At 38.0% G+C, this 22,357-nt stretch carries 18 protein-coding genes; all 18 read left to right on the top strand.

Translation table 11 applies throughout. The annotated features are described in order from the left end of the window. Positions 1–86 precede the first annotated feature (86 nt). The 18 genes from B5D25_RS05980 to rbfA all read left to right on the top strand — a co-directional run bounded on the left by B5D25_RS05980 (position 87) and on the right by rbfA (position 22,347). Positions 87–878 (top strand): flavin reductase family protein, encoded by a 792-nt coding sequence (locus B5D25_RS05980; RefSeq protein WP_078787052.1) that lies wholly within the window; start codon positions 87–89, stop codon positions 876–878. A 166-nt stretch (positions 879–1,044) separates the two neighbouring features. Beyond that, a complete protein-coding gene (locus tag B5D25_RS05975) occupies positions 1,045–2,604 on the top strand; it encodes a YifB family Mg chelatase-like AAA ATPase (protein ID WP_078787051.1) in 1,560 nt (519 codons plus the stop codon). 9 nt (positions 2,605–2,613) lie between these two features. Beyond that, positions 2,614–3,783: a DNA-processing protein DprA gene (dprA, locus tag B5D25_RS05970; RefSeq protein WP_078787050.1), complete on the top strand. Its 1,170-nt coding sequence runs from the start codon at positions 2,614–2,616 to the stop codon at positions 3,781–3,783. Between the two features lie 76 nt (positions 3,784–3,859). Beyond that, positions 3,860–5,920 (top strand): type I DNA topoisomerase, encoded by a 2,061-nt coding sequence (gene topA / locus B5D25_RS05965; RefSeq protein WP_078787049.1) that lies wholly within the window; start codon positions 3,860–3,862, stop codon positions 5,918–5,920. 18 nt (positions 5,921–5,938) lie between these two features. Beyond that, positions 5,939–6,700, top strand: a complete 762-nt coding sequence (codY, locus tag B5D25_RS05960) for a GTP-sensing pleiotropic transcriptional regulator CodY (RefSeq protein ID WP_078787048.1) — start codon at positions 5,939–5,941, stop codon at positions 6,698–6,700. Positions 6,701–6,848: 148 nt separating this feature from the next. Next, entirely contained in the window at positions 6,849–7,970 is a 1,122-nt protein-coding gene (locus B5D25_RS05955; RefSeq protein ID WP_078787047.1) for a DUF6115 domain-containing protein, read from the top strand. 3 nt (positions 7,971–7,973) lie between these two features. Further along, positions 7,974–8,564, top strand: coding sequence for an endolytic transglycosylase MltG (locus B5D25_RS05950; protein ID WP_078787046.1), 591 nt, complete (start codon positions 7,974–7,976; stop codon positions 8,562–8,564). 202 nt (positions 8,565–8,766) lie between these two features. Beyond that, positions 8,767–9,504, top strand: coding sequence for a 30S ribosomal protein S2 (gene rpsB / locus B5D25_RS05945; RefSeq protein WP_078787045.1), 738 nt, complete (start codon positions 8,767–8,769; stop codon positions 9,502–9,504). Positions 9,505–9,584: 80 nt separating this feature from the next. Continuing rightward, entirely contained in the window at positions 9,585–10,688 is a 1,104-nt protein-coding gene (gene tsf, locus B5D25_RS05940; protein WP_078787044.1) for a translation elongation factor Ts, read from the top strand. A gap of 1,079 nt (positions 10,689–11,767) precedes the next feature. After that, positions 11,768–12,946 carry a glycoside hydrolase family 11 protein gene (locus B5D25_RS13290; RefSeq protein ID WP_078787043.1) on the top strand — a complete coding sequence of 393 codons (1,179 nt, stop codon included), beginning with the start codon at positions 11,768–11,770 and terminating at the stop codon, positions 12,944–12,946. A gap of 268 nt (positions 12,947–13,214) precedes the next feature. Further along, the gene (locus tag B5D25_RS05930; protein ID WP_078787042.1) at positions 13,215–15,026 is read left to right on the top strand and encodes a DUF7601 domain-containing protein; all 1,812 of its coding nucleotides are present in this window, start codon (positions 13,215–13,217) and stop codon (positions 15,024–15,026) included. Positions 15,027–15,392: 366 nt separating this feature from the next. Next, on the top strand, positions 15,393–16,643 hold the full coding sequence (locus tag B5D25_RS05925) for an aminopeptidase P family protein (protein WP_078787041.1): 1,251 nt from the start codon (positions 15,393–15,395) through the stop codon (positions 16,641–16,643). A 147-nt stretch (positions 16,644–16,790) separates the two neighbouring features. Then, positions 16,791–17,252, top strand: a complete 462-nt coding sequence (locus tag B5D25_RS05920; protein WP_078787040.1) for a ribosome maturation factor RimP — start codon at positions 16,791–16,793, stop codon at positions 17,250–17,252. 32 nt (positions 17,253–17,284) lie between these two features. Then, complete coding sequence (gene nusA, locus B5D25_RS05915) at positions 17,285–18,529, top strand: transcription termination factor NusA (protein WP_078787039.1); 1,245 nt, start codon at positions 17,285–17,287, stop codon at positions 18,527–18,529. Between the two features lie 34 nt (positions 18,530–18,563). Further along, positions 18,564–18,830: an RNase P modulator RnpM gene (gene rnpM / locus B5D25_RS05910; RefSeq protein WP_078787038.1), complete on the top strand. Its 267-nt coding sequence runs from the start codon at positions 18,564–18,566 to the stop codon at positions 18,828–18,830. After that, positions 18,823–19,125, top strand: a complete 303-nt coding sequence (locus B5D25_RS05905) for a L7Ae/L30e/S12e/Gadd45 family ribosomal protein (protein ID WP_078787037.1) — start codon at positions 18,823–18,825, stop codon at positions 19,123–19,125. The genes rnpM and B5D25_RS05905 overlap by 8 nt, the downstream gene beginning before the upstream one ends. Positions 19,126–19,141: 16 nt before the next feature. Then, positions 19,142–21,922 carry a translation initiation factor IF-2 gene (infB, locus tag B5D25_RS05900; protein ID WP_078787036.1) on the top strand — a complete coding sequence of 927 codons (2,781 nt, stop codon included), beginning with the start codon at positions 19,142–19,144 and terminating at the stop codon, positions 21,920–21,922. A gap of 20 nt (positions 21,923–21,942) precedes the next feature. Continuing rightward, complete coding sequence (rbfA, locus tag B5D25_RS05895) at positions 21,943–22,347, top strand: 30S ribosome-binding factor RbfA (protein WP_078787035.1); 405 nt, start codon at positions 21,943–21,945, stop codon at positions 22,345–22,347. Positions 22,348–22,357 lie beyond the last annotated feature (10 nt).

Below are 22,357 nucleotides of genomic sequence, written 5' to 3'. Positions count from 1 at the left end.
TATATGAAGCAGTTAGTGCCCTGAAATATGGGATGTACTGTTGATATATATGATGCATTCAGTACCCAGAAATATAAGGAGAAAGTATGGCTAGAGAAGACTTCAAGCCCGGAAATATGCTTTATCCCCTTCCGGCGGTCCTTGTAAGCTGCCAGAGACCGGGAGAAAAGCCGAATGCATTAACCATAGCATGGGCAGGAACTATTTGCTCGGATCCTGCGATGGTTAGCATTTCCATAAGACCTTCAAGATATTCATATGATATTATTAATGAAACAAAAGAGTTCGTTATTAATCTTGTGAATGATGATCTTGTATTTGCGGCTGACTATTGCGGTGTTAAATCCGGTAAGGACGTGGATAAATTCAAAGAAATGAAACTCACACCTGTAGAAATTAATGGTGTTTCATGCCCGGGAATCGATGAAAGCCCTGTTTGTATAGGCTGCAAGGTCGTTGAGGTGAAGAAACTCGGTACCCATGATATGTTTATAGCTAACGTGGTTTCTGTTTCTGCAAATAAGAAATATATGGATGAAAAGGGCAAGTTTGAGCTTAATTCATCCGGCCTTATGGTTTATTCTCACGGTGATTATTTCACTTTAGGTGAAAGCCTTGGAAGTTTTGGATATTCTGTCAGAAAAAATAGTGGGAAGAAGTCTGGGGAGAGTACAAACAAGAGTGCAAACAATAATGCAAGTGATAAGGCGAGCAGAAATGCTAATAAAAATACAAGTAAGAGCGCAAGCATTAGCGTTAGTAAAAGTACAAGCATTAATGTAAGAAAAAACACAAGCAAGAATGTGAGCGACAAGTCAGGTAAAAATTTCGGAAAGAATTTCGGAAAGAGTATCAGAAAGAATAAATACAATAAATAAACATAATAAACAAATACAGAAAATAAAAATTTATGATTATCGAAAAAGAGCGGCATACAATGCTACAAATTGTAGCATTATATAAGTTGCTCTTTTTTGTTTAGTTATAATATAATGATTTTAATGAGACTCACTTTTATGCTTGGAGAGGCAAAAAGGAGTACAAATGTATAGTAATATTATAAGCGGTACGGCCATGGGGATTGATGGGATGCTGGTAAATGTTGAAGCTGATATCAGTCCGGGGCTTCCGACCTTATCTATGGTTGGTTATCTTGCTTCGTCTGTAAAGGAAGCGGGTGAGAGGGTTCGTACAGCTATCAAAAATTCAGGATTTATCATTCCTGCCAGCAGGATAACGGTAAATCTTTCACCTGCAGATGTCAGAAAAGACGGAGCTATGTATGATCTTTCTATTGCCATGGCTATCCTGACGTCTATGCAGATCATTCCGGCGGGTAAATTAGAGAATACGATAATATTGGGAGAACTTGGCCTTTCAGGCGAGATAAAGGCTGTTGAAGGGGTTCTTCCTATAGTTCATTATGCTTCAAAGCAGGGGATAAAGAAGGCTATAATTCCTGAGGAAAATGTTAATGAGGCTTTATTTGTCGATGATATTGAGATATATGGTGTCAGAGAATTAAAAGCACTTGTGGATCATCTTCTGGGAGAGGCATCAGACGATATTTCATATCATAAAACAAGTAAAGATATGATAAGAAAGGGTTTTGAAAACGGGGATATAAATAGGCATATCGATGTAAATATGGAAAATGTTCGCGGCCAGGATACTATGAAGCGAGGGGTTATGGTAGCTGTTGCGGGATTTCATAATATTCTTATGAGTGGTGCTGCAGGTGCGGGCAAATCCTTGATTGCAAGATGTATTCCGGGTATTATGCCGCCGCTTTCGTATGAAGAAAGTTTGGAGCTTACGAAAATCTATAGTATTTCAGGCCTTATGAAGGGGCAAAAAGGACTTATCATAGAAAGACCGTTTCGAAGTCCGCATCATACGGTTACAGAAACTGCACTGGTTGGCGGAGGGGCTGTTCCTCGCCCCGGAGAAGTGAGTCTGGCGGACCGAGGAGTTCTTTTTCTTGACGAGCTGCCGGAATATAAGAAAAAGGTCATAGAATGCCTTAGACAGCCAATGGAGGATAAAACCATAACTATTTCCAGGCATCATTCGACATTTAAATTTCCGTCGGATTTTATGCTTGTTGCTGCGATGAATCCATGCCCCTGCGGTCATTATCCTGACAGAAAGTTTTGCCGATGTACCGAAAATGAGATAAAGGCCTACAGGAATAAGATAAGTTATCCGATTCTGGATAGGATTGATATAAGGCTTGAAGTAAAGTCTGTGGATTATAAAGAATTATCCTCCGGTAAAAAGACCATGTCATCCGAAGAAATGAGAGAACAGATTGAAATAGCCAGAGAAAGACAGATATATAGATTTAAGGATGAGGATATATGTTTTAATTCGGATATTCCCCAGGATAAGATTGAAAGATTTATCAAGATAAATCCGGCGGGTGAAGAACTCCTGAAGAAGGAATTTGATACATCGAATCTATCTGCAAGAGGATATTTCAGGATAAAGAGATTGGCAAGAACCGTTGCTGATCTGAATGACAGAGACGAGATACAGGAAGATGATGTATATGAAGCTATGTTTTACAGAAATATCAGTGACAGATCGGAAGCCATCGGATGAGGGGGAGGCATGAGAGAAAAAGATTTATTGATATGGTTATCAAATCATAAGGAAATAGGTGCTTTATCCATCTGTAGACTGTTTGAAAGATATAAAACGGCAGAAGCTATTCTTGAAGCTCCCTTTGATGAATTAAAAACTGTGATTCCCGAGAAAGCTGCAGGGCTTATAAAAGAGACAGAGAGAAAGGTTGTTACCGAGGAAACTGAAAGGTTTAAAGACAGGCTTTTGAAGGAAGGATTCGGAATTATAACTATAAATGATGATTTATATCCCGATAATCTAAAGAATATATTTGAACCGCCGCGGATACTATATTTTAAAGGTAATATTCAGCTGCTTAAAGAAGATATAAAGATAGCTATAGTCGGGTCGAGACAGGCAACACCATATGGACGTGAGGCTGCTTCTTATTTTGCGGCATCATTTGGAAAGGCGGGATTTACAGTGGTGAGTGGATTGGCCTTTGGTATAGATGCGGCTGCTCATAAAGAGGTTCTTAAAGATAGCGGGAAGACCATAGGTGTTATGGGAAGCGGTATTAATGTTATCTATCCTAAAGGGAATACATCAATCTATATGGAAATGTATGAGAAAGGTCTTGTGATATCAGAAAATGGTCTTGATATCGGCCCCTTCAGCTTTAATTTCCCCATTAGGAACAGAATCATCAGCGGATTGTCCGATGGGGTTCTGGTTGTCGAGGCGCGCAAAAAAAGCGGTTCTCTTATTACTGCAGATCAGGCATTGGAACAGGGGAGAAATGTATATGCGGTTCCCGGAAGGATAAATGATCCTCTTAGCGAAGGAACAAACCTTCTTATAAAAAATGGAGCATTGATTTCAAATAATGCGGAAACAGTCATTGAAGACATGATAGGAATAAGTGAATTTTATGACGGCCGGAATAAGGAGAGGGATTCGGAGGAAAAGGAGAAAGAAAAGAATCATTCTAAAAGGAAGAATGATAAAAAAGATGATATTTTAGTGCAGCCTTTGGATGAAAATGAAAAGAAAATATACAAAATAATAGGAAGTTCCGATGTTTTTATCGACGATATCATAAGCATAACAGGGCTTAGCCCGGGAGTGTGTATAAGGGGAGTTATCGAACTTATGAGAGGCGGATTTATCAAGGAAACTGAAAGGGGATATTACATTCGCCGGATCAATCTTTAAAAATATGACTCTTGCATTTAATTTTTTTTTGTTGTATATTTACCCGCATAAAGAGTCATGATAGGGGAATTTACAAATGGCAAAAAATCTTGTGATAGTTGAGTCGCCTGCAAAGGCGAAAACAATTAAAAAGTTTTTAGGGAAGGATTATGAGGTTATCGCATCATACGGACATGTGAGGGATCTCCCTAAGAGTACTATGGGAGTTGATCCGGAGGATGATTTTGAACCTCATTACATAACTATTAGGGGTAAAGGAGAAGTCCTTGCATTACTTCGAAAAGAAGTAAAAAAAGCAAGTAAGATATATCTCGCAACTGACCCGGACCGTGAGGGAGAGGCTATATCATATCATTTGGCTATAGCGCTTAAACTTGAGGAGGGTAGTTTTCAGAGAATTACATTCAATGAGATTACAAAGAATGCGGTTAAAGATTCAATCAAAAACGCACGTAAGATAGATATGAGCCTGGTTGATGCTCAGCAGGCAAGACGAGTTCTTGATAGATTGGTAGGTTATGAAATCAGCCCACTTCTTTGGCAGAAGATTAAAAGAGGTCTTTCAGCTGGACGAGTTCAGTCGGTTGCTCTTAAGATGATCTGTGACAGAGAGAAAGAGATAGATGCATTTATTCCGGAAGAGTACTGGAGTCTTGACAGTAAACTTATCTGTCCGGGCAACAGATCAAGCATCGCCTTCCATTATAGTGGCGATATTGCAAACTCTGATGAAGCAGAAAAGATCATTAAAGAAGCTAAAGCTGATAAGTTTGTAGTAAAAGAAGTTAAAGAGGGAACCAGAACAAGAAAGGCACCTCTTCCTTTTACAACAAGTACACTTCAGCAGGATGCGGCTTCAAGACTTAATTTTTCAACATCAAAGACAATGAGACTTGCTCAGGAATTATACGAAGGAATTGATATTAAAGGCCGTGGAACCATAGGTCTTATCACTTACCTTCGTACTGACTCTGTGCGTATTTCCGAGGAAGCCGATGCAGCAGCAAGAAGTTTTATCGTTGATAAATACGGAAATGATTATGTTGCTGAAGTTATTGCAGACGGAAATAAAGGTAAGAAGATACAGGATGCTCACGAAGCTATCAGACCGACTTATGTAGATGTTACACCTGAAAGTATAAAAGAAAGCGTTTCAAGAGATCTGTTCAGATTATATCAGCTTATTTATAACAGATTCCTTGCCAGCAGAATGAAACCTGCTGTATATAAGACAGGTGCAATTAAAGTAAATGCAGGCGGTCATACATTCAAGGCGTCAACAAGCAGCCTTGATTTCGCCGGATTTATGGAGGTTTATTCTCAGAATTCGGAAGAAAAAGAAGAAAATATCAAGAAGCTTGAGGAGATTCAGGTTGGTACTGAATTAAAGCTTGATGATTTTGAAAGTAAGCAGCATTTCACAAATCCTCCTGTTCATTTCACAGAAGCACTTCTGGTTCGAACAATGGAAGAGAACGGAATAGGAAGACCATCAACTTATGCGCCTACAATTGCGACTATCCTCAACAGAAGATATGTAATTAAAGAAGAAAAGAATCTGTATGTAACAGAACTTGGTGAAGCTGTTAACGGAATCATGGAGACAGCATTCCCGGTAATCATAGATACTGAATTTACTGCAAATATGGAGAGTTTGCTGGACAAGATCGGCGAAGGAGTGATAGACTGGAAAGTCGTTGTAAGGAATTTCTATCCGGATCTTGATATAGCAGTAAAGAATGCTGAGAAAGCTCTTGAGAATATCCATATAGCAGATGAAGTGTCAGATACCGTTTGTGAAGAGTGCGGTAAGATGATGGTTATTAAGTATGGCCCGCATGGTAAGTTCCTTGCATGTCCGGGATTCCCTGATTGCAGGAATACAAAGCCGTACTTCGAAAAGATTGGCGTACAGTGTCCAAAATGTGGTAAAGACATCGTTATCAAGAAAACCAAAAAGGGAAGAAGGTATTTCGGATGTATTGATTATCCGGAATGTGATTTCATGTCTTGGAACAAGCCGTCATCACAAAAATGTCCTGAATGTGGCAGCTTAATGGTTGAAAAAGGCAATAAATTATGCTGCTCAAATGAGGAGTGCGGATACGTGATGTCCAAAAAGAAAGAAAATGAATAAAGATGTGAGGGATCAGGTGTGAGTGTTAAGCTACTTGATAAAACAAGGAAATTAAACAAATTATTACATTACAATTCATCATACAAGGTTATATTTGATGATATTTGTAAATGTGCAGGAGAAATCCTTTCAGCAAATGTGCTGGTTATAAGTATGAAGGGAAAAGTACTTGGTTTATATGATAATTCAAAGGTGGAAGTAATAAATGAACTTTTACCGGAGGAGCTGGGGAAAGTTATAGATGATGGACTTAATGAAAGGTTTTTATCAGTTCTTTCAACAAAAGAAAATGTTAATCTTATGACACTCGGCTTTGATGAAGAAGTAAGTAGGAAGCATTCAGCAATAGTAATGCCTGTTGACTTCGCGGGAGAAAGACTCGGAACAACATTCATTTATAGAAATAATGATATATTTGATGTTGATGACATTATCTTTAGCGAATATATGAATACAGTTATAGAGCTTGAGATGATGAGGTCTATATATGAAGAAGACGAAGATGAGAGAAGAAAGCGCATCATGGTTAAGTCTGCAGCGGAATCACTCTCTATCTCAGAAAAAGAAGCTGTGATCAGCGTATTTAAAGAACTTAACAAGAAAGAAGGCGTCCTTGTAGCAAGCAGGGTTGCTGTTAAATACCAGATCACAAGATCGATAATCGTAAATGCTTTAAGAAAACTTGAGGGTGCGGGAATAATTGAATCCAAGTCTCAGGGAATGAAAGGTACATACATAAAGATTGTAAATGAAGCAATCTTTACCGAACTGGGCATTTAATGAGCATAAAAATTAACAATAATTTTGTAAAAAAATAAAAATATTGTGGCATTATACTCAATAAAGTGTTTTAATAGAGAAGGAGATTAATCGGACGGTACGATTCGATTATGTATTAAAACAATATGATGAATAGGAGAGAGTACATATGACACCAACAATAATAGTTCTTATTGCGCTTGCCGTTATTTTTATTGTTGTAAGTTGCTTTATCGGAATGGATGACAAACAAGGTGACAATTTTGATATAAGCGACATTCCGGAGGATAAGAAACAGAAGATTGATTCGATGGTAAATGATTATTTTGCTAAATCAGTCGGAAATAAAGGTGGAAATCTTAAACCTCTTATCGAGAAGGAAATTGTTAATAAGATTAAGAACAACAATGATAAGCTTGATAAAGAGAATAAAAAGAGTATTGATAAGCTCAATAACAAGCTTAAGGAAATTGAAAAGAAGATCGATGACAGTATAAAGAAACTTGATTCGACAGGCGATAAAAAAGCAAAAGAACTTGATCAGAGAACTGAAAGTAAGATTGCTGAAATTGATGAACATACAGCTGAAGTTATCGATAGTGTTGCTAAGAGTCGTGAAGAAATCGATTCTACTTATGCACTGATCCTTGAAAAAGAAAAAGAGATAAGAGTTTCATTAAATCTTATGGATGAATATAAGAAGGGACTTGAAGCTCTTAAAAATGAACTTGATAAAAGAGATGCTTTAGCAGTCAGCCAGGCATCAAAAAGTGCTGAAGTTGTAGAAGAGACAGAGGAAGCTGAAGTAGTTTCTGAAGTTGAGGAAGTAGTTCCTGATACAACTGAAGAAGAAATTGAAGAAGCTGAAGAGATCGTTGAAGAAGAAATCGTTGAGGAAGAATCTGATGAAGTAGAAGTTCCTGAAGAGGATATCGAAGATTCTGAGGACGAAATCGAAGATTCTGAGGAGAAAATCGAAGAAGCTGAAGACGGTGAAGATGATGGTCAGAACAGAGTTATCTCAATCAGCGACAGAATCTCTAGGGCGGCAGCGGATGATTCCGATGAGGATGAAGACGAAGAAGAAAAAGAAGATGTAAGTGATGTCGAGCAGACAGAAAGTCTTGATGAGATACTTGCAGTTGAAGGAATAAGCCTTGAGGGCGGCAATACTGAAGAGAATGTTATGGGTATGTACCATGCCGGATTCAGTATATTAGAGATATCAAAACTTCTTGATATCGGAGTAGGCGAAGTAAAATATGTAATTGATAAGCATCAGGGGGAATAAGCATTGAAGGTAAAATATTACTTAAGAGGAATTGGCATAGGTGTTCTTCTTGGAGTGTTGATTATGTTCGCTGCGATGAAAACTCTTGGTTATGAAAAGAGTGATGGAAGTGTTAGAACAGCTGTAGCAGATGAAAACGCTAAGAAAGAAAAACCTACTCCACCAAAAGATAAGAAAACAGAAGCTTCAACTAATATAAAAACAGAAGTAACTACAGAAGTTCTTACTACTGAAAAAGTAACTACAGAGAAGCAGACTACTGAAGCTACAACAAAGGCAACAACAGAGATTACAACTGAGGCAACAACAGAAGCTACTACTGAAAAGAAGACAGAAGAAGTAACTACTGAGAAAGCTACAGAAGAGCCGGCTAAGACATCTGATGAAACAGTAACAATCGTTGTTGAAAGTGGAATGTACTCAGAAGAAGTTGCAGAACGTCTTATGGAAGCCGGAATTATTGATGATGCATATGACTTCAATATTTGGCTTGAAAGCACAGGATATGCAACGGCTCTTGAAGTTGGTGAGTTCCAGGTTAAGAAGGGTATGAGCTACGAAGAGATAGCTAAGGTTCTTACAAGAGTATATTAAAAAAACTTACAATTTGTACTTGCTTATTGGACAAATTCGTGATATTATGCACTTTGTGACTGTCTATGGTCACAAAGTGCTTTTTTTAAAGTAATAATATATTAAACATGCAAGCTTATATGCAGGCGGTGCCGCCTTCGACGCTGGCGGTTCCTGTAAAAAATAAGAGTTTGCAGACGGTTAAAACCAAGGAGGTAAAAAAATGAGCGTTATTTCAATGAAGCAGTTACTCGAAGCAGGTGTTCATTTCGGACATCAGACAAGAAGATGGAATCCTAAGATGGCTGAGTATATCTATACTGAGCGTAACGGAATCTACATCATCGACCTTCAGAAGTCAGTAAACAAGGTTGACGAAGCATACAAGGCAGTATTTGACTGTGTAGCTAATGGTGGTAAGGTTCTTTTCGTAGGAACAAAGAAGCAGGCTCAGGACTCAATCATGTCAGAGGCAGAGCGTTGCGGTATGTATTATGTTAACCAGAGATGGTTAGGTGGTATGCTTACAAACTTCAAGACAATCCAGTCTCGTATCGAAACACTTAAGAAGTATGAGAAGATGGAAGCAGACGGAACATTCGATGTTCTTCCTAAGAAAGAAGTTGTAAATATTAAGAAGGAAATGGATAAACTTCAGAAGAACCTTGGCGGTATCAAGGATATGAAGAAGATTCCTGATATGATTTTCGTTGTAGATCCTCGCAAGGAAAGCATTTGTATAGATGAAGCTCACAAGCTTGGTATTACACTTGTTGGTATCGCTGATACAAACTGCGATCCTGAAGAGCTTGATTATGTAATCCCTGGTAACGATGATGCTATCCGTGCAGTTAAGCTTATCGTTTCTAAGATGGCTGACGCTGTTATCGAAGCAAATCAGGGTGTTGATGCTGATTCAGCAGCTGAAGATGCTGAAGAAGTTGCAGCAGATGCTGAGTAATTATTTGTTACATTAGAAGTAAAAAGACTATTAGTTTGAGTGATGGTTGTAGATCATCACGAATTTAGGAGGATATATTAATGGCTATTTCAGCAAGTGACGTTAAGAAGTTAAGAGAGATGACAGGTGCCGGAATGATGGATTGTAAGAAAGCTCTTACAGAAACAGACGGCGACTTTGATGCAGCTATCGACTTCCTCAGAAAGAAGGGTCTTGCTTCTGCTGAGAAGAAGGCTGGTAGAATTGCAGCAGAAGGTGTTGTTGCTACATTTATCTCAGATGATGCTAAGACAGCAACAATTCTTGAAGTAAATTCAGAAACAGACTTCGTTGCTAAGAACGAAGTATTCACAACATACGTTGAAGGTCTTGCTAAGCAGATCAATGATAACGATTATGCAGATGTAGCTGCTCTTAATGCTGCTCAGTCAGCTATCGAGCCATCTGAGACAGTAGAAGCTCATCACAAGGCTATGATCGCTAAGATTGGTGAGAACCTTACAATTCGTCGTTTTGCTAAGCTTACAGGTGATGTTGTAGTTTCTTACATCCACATGGGTGGTAAGATCGGTGTTCTTGTAAATGCAACATGTGATCAGCCAAATGACAATGTTAAAGAAGCAATGAAGAATATTGCAATGCAGATCGCTGCTATGAATCCTCAGTATGTTCAGAGAACTGAGATTTCTGCTGAAAAGCTTGCTAAGGAAAAAGAAATTATCGTTGACAGCTCTCTTGCTGATCCAGCATCTCTGCCAAAGCCACTTCTTAATGCTGTAATAGCAGAAGCTATCGAGAAGAAGGCATGGAATGATGAAGATGTTGCAATCTATGAAGAGAAGAAGAGCAACATGAACTTCCTTTTCAACTTCCTTTCAGACGAAGCTATCCAGGCTCTTAGAGATATCGCTGCTACACATAAGGCTGAATATCTTGAGAACAAGATCTTCGCTGGTCTTGTAGAAGGACGTTTCGCTAAGCACCTTAAGGAAATCTGCCTTGTTGATCAGGTTTATGTTAAGGCTGAAGATAAGGAAACAGTTGCTAAGTATGTAGAGAAGGTAGCAAAAGACAATGGTGTTACTTTCGAACTTAAGAGCTTCATCAGATTCGAAACAGGTGAAGGACTTGAGAAGAAGAACGAAGACTTCGCAGCAGAAGTTGCTAAGCAGATGGGTGAATAATTATAACTGTTTTATAACAATTTTATAATTGATCATTAGATTATTAAAGAGTTCATTACTTTAAGTGATGAACTCTTTTTTTGCATTTTGATATATATTTTTGAGAAATACAACGAGAAATACAATGGTGAATACAATGGTGAATACAATGATGAATACATTGAGTAATGTAATGGAGATTACATAAAGTAATAAATTGAATATTATGAATTCTAAACGATAAAGGGCTATGAAGATTAAAACTATCAGACCCGGAATATCACAATATTACACTGAGTGGCGATGTTGGTATAGATGAATATGGGTTAGTTAAGGACAAATGTGGATTTGGCATAGATGAACTTGGAGGTTATTGAGATAAAATGTAAAAATCATTACCTGATAGGGGGGTGAGAGTGACATCGGAAAAATAGTGTCATATATCATCTGTAGAGAGATGTTACAAAAATATTACGAATCCATATACCCGATAAATTACATTTTAACACCCGATAAATTATGCGTATTATTGTTCGAGAAGTGACGTAAAAACGTCGGTTAACATTAGTAAAATTTACTGAGCTGTGAAAAGAATCAGTAAAATTGTTATAAAATATATAAATAAAATTAAGTTAACGCACGTTATATTTATTGCCGAAATACATCGAAAATGTTACAGAAAAATGAACGAGGTGTAAATCTTTATCGTGGATAAGTTGCACAAAAATGGTCAAAAAAGTTGTTCAAAGCTAGTAAAATAGCGGTTTCATGACCTTGCAAAGGAGAAAAGACTTGTATAAAAGTGCTAAAAATTTCCTTTGACAAGTAATTTGATTGTGTTATATTAACAATTGTTCAGAGCTAATGGGCCAAGGGGGACGGCACATTTAGAGATTTATATCACTATGGCAGTACTAATTGATTATTTCGAGTTTTGCTTTATCCATATCATTTTTAAAACTTCATATATTTTTGGTGAATGAATATGTGATGTTTATTTGATATTTCGGATCCGGCATACTCTGAAATATATAGTCTAAGGATTAAGAACCATAGAATATTATCTTTAGACCAAATAATTGTGAAGGGAGGTTGCTAGAATGCAACTAAGGAAGCTCAAAGGCCTAGTAGCAGGTGTCGTAGCCGCATTCATGTTGTTTACACCTAATACAGTAAGTAAAGCAGCAAACGCGGGATACAAGTGCTACAACAATGAGTCTGGACAGATCGACGGTGTTGACTATACTCTTTGGAAAGACTATGGTAATACCAGCATGACACTGAATGGCGGTGGTGCATTTAGTTGTTCATGGGACAACATAGGAAACGTTCTGTTTAGAACAGGTAAGACACTCGATTGCACTAAGAAATACGGTGAGTATGGCCCGATTACAATTGATTATAGTGCCGACTATAATCCAAACGGTAACTCATACTTATGCGTATACGGATGGTCAAGAAACCCTCTTGTTGAGTATTATATCGTAGACAGTTGGGGAACATGGAGACCACCAGGAGGACAGTCCAGAGGACAGGTTTACATCGATGGAGGTACATATGATCTTTACGAGACAACACGTGTAAATCAGCCTTCTATTGATGGTAATACAACATTCAAGCAGTATTGGAGTGTTAGAACAAGTAAGAGAACAAGCGGTAGAATTTCTGTTAGTGAACATTTTGATGCATGGGCAAGAGCAGGTATGAATCTTGGCAATCTGTTCGAAGTAACTCTTAATGTTGAGGGATACCAGAGCAGTGGATATGCAAATGTTAAGTACAATGTTGTTACATTTGGTGGTTATGAGATTGGTGGCAATGGAAATAATAACAATGCTAACAATAACAACAATAATAATAACTACAACAATAATAACAACAATAACAATAGCAGCAATTCAGGTTCTTGGAACGGAACAACAGTTCAGTGTGAGGATATGAAGATTGGCGGCCAGTATGCTGGTAAGATTAATTCACCATTTTCAGGAGTTGCATTATATGAAAATAATGACTCTGTTTCTTACAACCAGTATTTTGGATATGACAGACATAACTTCTCATTAAGAGCATGTTCAAATAACAATAACCTCGCAAAAATCGATCTTTATATTGGCGGTGAATATAAGGGAACTTTCTACTATGGAGATGGTTATCCTGCAACATACACAATAAAGAACGTACAGCATGGATTAGGTGATCAGGAAGTAAAACTTATCGTTACTACTGATGATGGTACATGGGATGGATATATCGATTTCCTTGAAATAACCAATCCTTAGTCTTATAGATTTTCACGGAAATGTGTCAATTGGCCTTAGTGCCGATTGGCACATTTTTCTTTGTGTTTTGAGTATTAACAATTTCTTATATATGAAGATATTCATACACTTATTTCTTGTTTTTTTATGAATTGTTTTGTGCATTTATCCAGCATTTATCCCTTGTTTCTCGGGGCTTTTTATTCTTGCAACACATCGGATATTATCATATACTAAGAGTAGTTTAGTGAAGATTCCTGTGGGTTAGATTTTTACAGGGAGGATGAAAATGATATTTGATAAATCTTTAAAAGCCGGTCGAAAAAGCGGCTTTTATCTGTTAGTTATTTTTATGGTTGCTTTATCAGTATTTCTTACTGACAAAGGGGTTCTGGCAAAGGAAAATGAATGTTATGAAACAAGTACTCCTCAAGATGCGACCAAGAAATCCGATGATGAAATGAAAAATATTAATAATGAGCCGGGTGCAAATAATGGATTTGTAACTATAAAAGTAAGCCCGAAGAATTTTATGGATTCATGGACGGATGATACAAAATATCATTTTAATATTGAATTTATAAATGAAGGAAATAATTATGATTTCTCCGGTACTACATACAGTATCGACAATAATGTTTATGATCTTGTAAGAACCGAAGCAGCGAGCGATATCTATAAGATAGATGTTGATATACCGATTGATAGTGTTCTTACTATAAATAATATACCGGTTGGAGTGCATTTTTCTTCAGCTGACGATTCCACAGCTAGATATAATCAGATCATTCATAATGGAAAGAAGGGCTCTGATTACGGTAATTCAGTGGATTGGATCGGAACTGCCGATATTGAAAATACATTATCAAGCGGAACTATAACAGAAGACTTTGCGGGTGAATGGTATTTTTATCTTGCAAGACAGTCATCATATTTCAGAATATATAAAAATATAGAAGGTGAAGCGAATAGCGAAGACAAGCTGAACCATTTTAAATTCAAGTTGTATGATACTATAAAAGAAGAATTCTATACTGAACCTGTTGAAGTTGATATTGTTTCCGAAGAGCAGGCGACTTCCGTATATCCGGGACGCAATAGCGTTAACTCAGAGAGAGTTGTTCCGGATGAAAATGATGAATATGAAATTTATCTGAGAGCCGGACAGGTTGCGGTAGTAGGAAATATGGTTCATCAAGATGATATTAAATTCTATTTAGATGAGGAAGAGCAGGACGATATATTTGCAGGCGGCAATTTTTCGGCTGAATCCATCTTTGTAGGAGGAGAAGGTATGATTCCTGCAGAAACTCGTCTTATAATAGAAGAAGATGAAAATGGATTTTATGCAGTAGATTATAACGGAAAAGCTGCTGACAAGCAGGAAATCCTACTTGGCGGGGATAAGAAAGGTTATAATCTTCTCTTTATTAATAGAAGAAAACTCGATGGAAAACTGACTATCGAGAAAACGGTGGTAGGAACCAATAAGGAATTTGAATTTGAAGTTATTCTTACTGATATTTCAACGGATATTCCATTTGAGTTTCCTGCTGAAGGTACAGATATAAAGAGTGTATATTTTTATAAAGTAAGAACTGTTTATCCTATTGATCCGGAAACCGGTGAGACAGGTGAACCGGTATCGGTATATAGTGCGTCGATAAAACTTAAGGGTGGAGAAAAGATAACTATTAGTAAACTTCCTGTTGGCGCCGGGTATTATGTTAACGAGGTTGAGGATTCAGCTGAAGGATATTACGTTTCGTCTGAAGGCGAAGAGGGTGTGATCAGTTCGGAGGGAAGCATTGCCAAATTCATCAATGAAGAAATGCAAAATGAAGACTCTAATGATTCTGATGATGACACAGATAATGACTCAGACAAAGATACAAATGTAAATAAGGATTCAAAAAGAGATATTGTGAAGGAAATTGTTGTCAGCGAAACGGTTACCGCATCTAAAGAGGATGACATAGGTAAAGATACCAATGTAAAAACCGGTGACAGTATGAATCTTACATTATTTATTTCGTTAACGGTAATATCTTTGATTGCACTGATCGTTCTTATTATAAAGAAGAAACATGACAGTAAATGAATTCAAACCGGCATTTAAGACAAACAAATTCAGCAGACTGATTAAGCAAATAAAATGATTATAGTAAGCAAAAGATTAGATAAAAACATTTGAATATAAACGTATGAAAAAAACATATGAAAAAACGTATGAAAAAACATATGACAAACATATGACAAAACATATGACAAAACATATGACAAAACATATGACAAAACATATGACAAAACATATGAAAAACATATGAACATAAACATTTAAACAATGAGATTAAACAAAAATAATAAAGAAGATTTAAACAAAATATATGAGACTAGATATAATAAGACCACAAAATAATTCAATAAAAATAATAAAAGAAGATATTTTGAGTATGGGAGGGGTATTATGAATTTAAAACCATTAGTTGACGGACTTCCGAAAGGATCAGTTTGTCCAAATTGTAAAAAGGCAGTGCCATTTGGGGTGGCGAGATGTGCCTTTTGCGGAGCAGAGATCAATAAGAAGACAGAGGTGGATGATTCCTTACTGTCAAAGACGGGATTTGATATGATATTTATTTCGGATCCTTATAACCTGAGATATTTCACAGGATTCAGAGGTGGAGAGGGACTTGCCCTTATTACACCGAGAGAGAAGGTTCTTCTTGTTGATTCGAGATATACTGTTGCAGCAAAAGAAGAAACTGCTGAAAAAGGAAATGGATTCAAGGTATTTGAATTTAATAATAATAATCCGAAATATAAGATTCTGGCAGATATTTTCGTTGAATATAGCGATAATATCCTCCTTGTCGGTTTTGAGGATAAAAGCATTACCGTAGGTGTGTTCCATGAACTCAGCAAAGGAATACATGATGCTTTCAATAAGTATTACAGCCACATGGAAGCAAAGAATAGAAACAGACAGATCGAATGGAGAGGTCTGGGAGATTTTCTTGAACAGGAAAGAATGATAAAAACACCTGAAGAGATTGAAATCCTTAAGAAGGCTGAAGCTATCGGTGATGCAGCATTTTCTGACATTCTCGGAATACTTAAGCCGGGTATGACTGAACTTGAGGTTGCGGCTGAGCTTGAATATTCCATGAAAAAAAGAGGAGCAGAAGGATTGTCATTTGATACAATTGTTGCTTCAGGAATTAACTCATCTATGCCTCATGCGATTCCGGGAAATAAAAAGATCGAAGTCGGCGATTTTGTGACGATGGACTTCGGATGCATTTATAATGGATATTGTTCTGATATGACAAGAACAGTAGTGATAGGTAAGGCTTCTGATGAACAGAAGAAAATATATGACATTGTACTTAAGGCTCAGCTTGAAGCAGTGGCATATATTAAGGCCGGACTGAAATGTATCGATGTGGACAGGGTAGCCAGAGACATCATTGCGAAGGAAGGTTACGGAGAATATTTCGGACATGGACTTGGTCACAGCGTAGGTCTTTATATTCATGAATTACCTGCTTTAAATGTAAGAGATGAGACGATCCTTGCAGAAGGCATGATAGAAACTATCGAGCCGGGCATATATATTCCGGGATTCGGCGGTGTTCGTATAGAAGATATGGGCGTGGTAACTAAGGATGGATATGATAATTTCGCGTCGTCAACAAAGGAACTTGTTGAAATATGATCATTCCGGATAAAATAAAGGATTTATTTAACGCTTGCATTTATTCGGAAAGGTGTTATAATTGGAAATGATATATGTTATGTAACTAAAGTGGGTTCGGGCATCGAACCCACTTTAATTTATGCAAACGGGATAAGGAGTAATAACTTGAAAAAAGCTGAGATTGAAGAAAAGTGTACGGAACTTGTCACACCTATCATCGAAGCCGGAGGATATCTTCTTTGGGATGTTGAATATGTCAAAGAAGCCGGAGAAAATTATCTGAGAGTTTATGCAGATAAAGATGGCGGAATAGGAATTGATGACTGCGTTTCCATCAGTAGACAACTTGAAGTTTTGCTGGATGAAAAAGATTTTATTAAAGATGAATATATCCTTGAGGTTAGTTCACCCGGATTAACAAGAACTCTTAAGAAGGATAAGGAATTTGAGAGATCTATAGGAAGACTTGTGGATATCAAGTTATATAAAGCTCTTGACGGTCAGAAGGAATTTGAGGCCGTTCTGGATGCATTTGATGAAAAGTATCTTACTGTTAAGGAAAATGATAAAGTGATACAAATCGAAAGAGAGAATATTTCAATAGTAAAGCTCGCTTTCGTAGAATAAAAAAAGTCGTATAAAAAAAGGAGGAGATAAAAATGTCAGAGATAATTGATGCACTCGATCAATTAGAGAAGGAGAAAGGAATTAGCAAAGAGGTTCTCATGGAGGCTATTGAGAAATCTGTTTACTCAGCATGTGAGAAGGATTTCGGAAAGAATACCGAATATGAAGTGAGAATGGATAGAGAATCAGGAAAGATTCAGGTATTTGCAAATAAAACAGTAGTAGATGTAATTTATGATACTCATAGAGAAATGACTCTTGAAGAGGCAAGACATATTGATCCAAATGCAGAGATCGATGATGAAATCAGAGTTGAAGTTACAACAAAGGATTTTGGTCGTATCGCAGCTCAGAAAGCAAGAAGTATCATCGTTCAGGCAATCAAAGAAGGTGAGAGATCAGCTGTATTTGATTATTTTGCTTCAAAAGAGAAAGACATCATCACAGGTGTTGTTCAGAAGGTTAATGACAGAGGCCTTACAATAAGCCTTGACGAGAAGACTGAGACAATCCTTGGTGAGCAGGAAATGATCGAGGGCGAGAACTATAAAGTCGGAGACAGAATTAAGCTTTATATAGTAGAAGTAAAGAAAAATCCTAAGGGATTCAAGATCGTTGTTTCAAGAACACATCCTGATCTTGTAAAGCGTCTTTTCGAAAGAGAGATCACAGAAGTTTCAGACGGAACAGTTGAGATCAAGAGCATAAGCAGAGAAGCAGGTTCAAGAACAAAGATCGCTGTTAATTCTACAGATGAAAATGTAGATGCAGTAGGTGCTTGTGTCGGAATGAACGGTACAAGAGTAAATAATATTGTTGAAGACCTTAAGGGTGAGAAAATTGATATCATTGAGTGGAGTGAAGATCCTGCAGTATTCATCGAGCATGCACTCAGTCCTGCAAAGGTTGTATCTGTTAAGCTTATTGATGGCGAGAAGGCAGCTAAGGTAGTTGTTCCTGATTATCAACTTTCACTTGCTATCGGTAAGGAAGGACAGAACGCAAGACTTGCAGCAAGACTTACAGGTTACAAGATTGATATCAAGAGCGAGTCACAGGCAAAAGAGCTTGATGATTACGATTATGATGAAGACGGATATAACGACGAGTATACAGACGATGAATACGATGATTATGAAGACGATAAGTATACCGATGAAGAGTATTCTGATGAAGAGTATTCAGACGAAGAGTATTCTGATGAGGAATATTCAGATGAAGAATATGATGAAGAATACGATGAAGAGTCAACGGATAATAGTGAGGACAATGAGTAATCATAATTAAATCCGGAGACGGAAAGTGGACTAAATGGAAAAGAAAAAACCTATTAGAAAATGCGTTGGCTGTGGTGAGTCACGAAATAAAAATGAATTATATAGAATTATCAGAACTTCTGACGGAGAAATCTTACTCGATAAAACCGGAAGAATGAATGGACGTGGTGCATATGTTTGTCAGGACGTAAAATGCATCGAAAAAGCCAGAAAGAATAAGAGTCTTTCAAAATCTTTCAGCATGAATGTTCCTGATGAGATATATGATAAGTTGATAGAGAGGTTTAGTGAGAATGGATAAAAGACTCGGAATGCTTGGACTTGCTGCGAGAGCAGGAGCACTTGTTTCGGGCGGCTTTATGGCTGAGAAAGCTATAGCAGACGGTTCAGCTAAATTTGTGATAATCGCAGAAGATGCGTCAGATAATACGGTTAAAAAGTTTGAGAATAAATGTAGATTTTATAAGGTTCCTTATGTTATCTGCAGTGTAATGGATGAGCTGGGACATTTGATCGGTAAAGAGAGCAGAACAGTCATTGCAATTACAGATGATAATTTTGCAGAACAATTTATCAAGAGATTCGAACAGCAATAATCTGGAGGTGTAATTAATGAGAGTATATGAATTCGCAAAACAGCTCACCGGGGAAACCGGTAAAGCTATATCAAGTAACGATGTTCTTCAACTCGTTGGAAATAAAAAAGAAGGCCTTAAGGCATCGAGCGGAATTGATGATGAACTTATGGCATATGTAAGAAATATACTTAACGCTAAAAATACTCAGGCAAAACCTGCCGCGGCAGATAATGCAAATGAGAAGAGCGTTAAGTCGGAGGAGAAGACACCTGTTAAAACTGATAATAATGACAGCCAGAACGGAAATGCGGCTGCAAGACAGTCAGGAGACAGACCTGTACGCGACGGCGATAGACCAAGAAGAGATGGCGACAGACCTGTACGTGACGGTCTCCGTATGTACGGCGATAGACCAAGAAGAGATGGCGACAGACCTGTACGTGACGGCGATAGACCAAGAAGAGACGGAGATAGACCGGTACGTGACGGCGATAGACCAAGAAGAGACGGAGACAGACCTGTACGTGATGGTGATAGACCAAGAAGAGATGGCGACAGACCAATCAGAAGAGATGGTGATAGACCAAGAAGAGATGGCGACAGACCAATCAGAAGAGATGGTGATAGACCGGTACGTGACGGTGATAGACCAAGAAGAGATGGTGACAGACCAAGAAGAGATGGCGACAGACCGATAAGAAGAGACGGAGACAGATCTTCAGGCGGAATGCGCGATAACAGAGATAGAAATCGTGATCGTATGGGAAGAGACAGAGATCATGATAAGGATATGTTTGATAAGGATTCAGACAGGGACGTAAGAGATCGTGGTAGAGATAATCGCCGCGAAAGAGATAACAGAGATGTTGACAGAGATCAGCATAGCCGTCGTGAGAGCGAGAAGAGAGACAGAGAAAGCAGACGTGACAGAGAAAAGTATGATAAGGAGAAGCGTGACAGAGAGAGCATGCGTCCTGAAATAACAAGAAAATCTCAGTCACATAAGGATTCACATAAGGACGTTAAGAAGGAGCCTGTTAAGCAGGAACCAGCAGAGCCGGTAATCAAGAATGTTATCCTTCCTGAAGTATTAACAGTTAAGGAACTTGCTGACAAGCTTAAACAGCCTGTAAATGCAATGATCAAGAAGCTTTTCCTTGAAGGAAAGATCGTTACTGTAAATACAGAGCTTTCATTTGAAAGTGCAGCAGAAATCGCTCTTGAATATAACTATATAGCAGATGAAGAAGAGAAGGTTGATATTATCGAAGAACTTCTTAAGGATGAGGAGGATCCTGAAGATTCACTTTCACCAAGACCTCCTGTTGTCTGTGTAATGGGACACGTAGATCATGGTAAAACATCCCTTCTTGATGCTATCAGAAAGACACAGGTTACAGCAGATGAGGCCGGTGGTATCACTCAGCATATCGGTGCTTATGTTGTTAAGGCAAATGATCAGAGAATTACATTCCTCGATACACCGGGACATGAAGCATTCACAGCTATGCGTATGAGAGGTGCTCAGTCTACAGATATCGCGATCCTTGTTGTAGCTGCTGATGATGGTGTTATGCCTCAGACAGTAGAAGCTATCAACCATGCTAAGGCTGCAGGTATCGAAATCATCGTTGCTGTAAATAAGATTGATAAAGAAAGTGCAAATGTAGAAAGAGTTAAGCAGGAGCTTACAGAGTACGGTCTTATAGCTGAAGACTGGGGCGGATCTACTATATTCTGTCCTGTTTCAGCACATACAAGAGAAGGTCTTGATAACCTTCTTGATATGATACTTCTTACAGCTGATATGCTTGAGCTTAAGGCTAATAAGAATCGTTTGGCAAGAGGTCTTGTAATCGAGGCTCGTCTTGATAAGGGTAGAGGCCCTGTAGCTACACTTCTTGTACAGAAGGGTACACTTAAGGTCGGTGATCATATCGCCATCGGCGAAGTTAGCGGACGTGTAAGAGCTATGCTTGATCATAAGCAGAGACGTCTTAAGGAAGCTACACCTTCAACTCCTGTTGAGATCATTGGTCTTAACGGTGTTCCAAATTCAGGGGATATTTTCCTTGCTACTAAGAGTGAGAAAGAAGCGAGAGAGATTACAGATGCATTTAAGACAAGAGGTAAAGAGAATCTTATCCTTGACACAAAGCGTGGTATGTCTCTTGATGATCTCTTCAACAAGATGCAGGAAGGTACTGTTAAGGAACTTGATCTTATCATTAAGGCCGATGTACAGGGTTCTGTAGAAGCTGTTAAGCAGAGTCTTCTTAAGCTTTCAAATGAAGAGATTGTTATCAAGTGTATCCATTCAGGTGTTGGTGCCATAAATGAATCGGACGTAACACTTGCGGCTGCTTCAAATGCTATTATTATCGGATTTAATATTCGTCCTGATGCACAGGCTAAATCCCTTGCAGATCAGGAAAAAGTTGATGTAAGATTATATAGAGTTATCTATAATGCTATAGACGATATCGAGTCTGCTATGAAGGGTATGCTTGATCCTATTTTCGAAGAGAAGATCATCGGTCATGTAGAAGTAAGACAGACATATAAGGCTTCAGGTATCGGTACTATCGCAGGTTCTTACGTTCTTGACGGTCTTGTTCAGAGAGGATGCTCTGCAAGGATCACAAGAGACGGAGAGCAGATATTTGACGGAAAGCTTGCTTCCCTTAAGAGATTCAAGGATGATGTTAAGGAAGTTAAAGCAGGTTATGAATGTGGTCTTGTATTTGAAGATTTCAACGATATCAAGGTTGACGATCAGATCGAATGCTATGCTATGGTTGAGGTTCCTAGATAGGCCATTTAAAGGAGACAGATTTGAGAAAAGGAAATAGTTATAGAGGTGGAAGAACTAACAGTGATGTTCAGAGAGTTCTTAGTCATATAATTATGTATGAAGTAAAGGACCCGAGAATCGATCCTGTGAGAACCACCATTTCAAAGCTTGAGGTCACTAAAGACCTCAAGTTCTGTAAAATATATATAAGTGTTCTCGGTGATGAGGATAAGAAGGCTGATTGTATAAAAGGTCTTAATTCCGCAAAGGGATTTATTAGAAAAAGCCTTGCTGATTCACTGAATCTCAGAAATACACCGGAACTTATCTTCACTCTGGATAATTCAATCGAGTATGGTGTTGAAATGTCCAAGAAGATAGATGAAATCTTAGGCACTGATAATAATGTAAATGATGAGAGTTTTGATACGGATGACAACGAATAGATAAATGATA

It is taken from the genome of Eubacterium ruminantium, from assembly GCF_900167085.1.
GTDB classification, from domain to species: Bacteria; Bacillota; Clostridia; order Lachnospirales; family Lachnospiraceae; genus Eubacterium_Q; species Eubacterium_Q ruminantium.
Note: the sequence above shows the minus strand (reverse complement) of the source record. Positions and strands in the feature narration are given on the sequence as shown.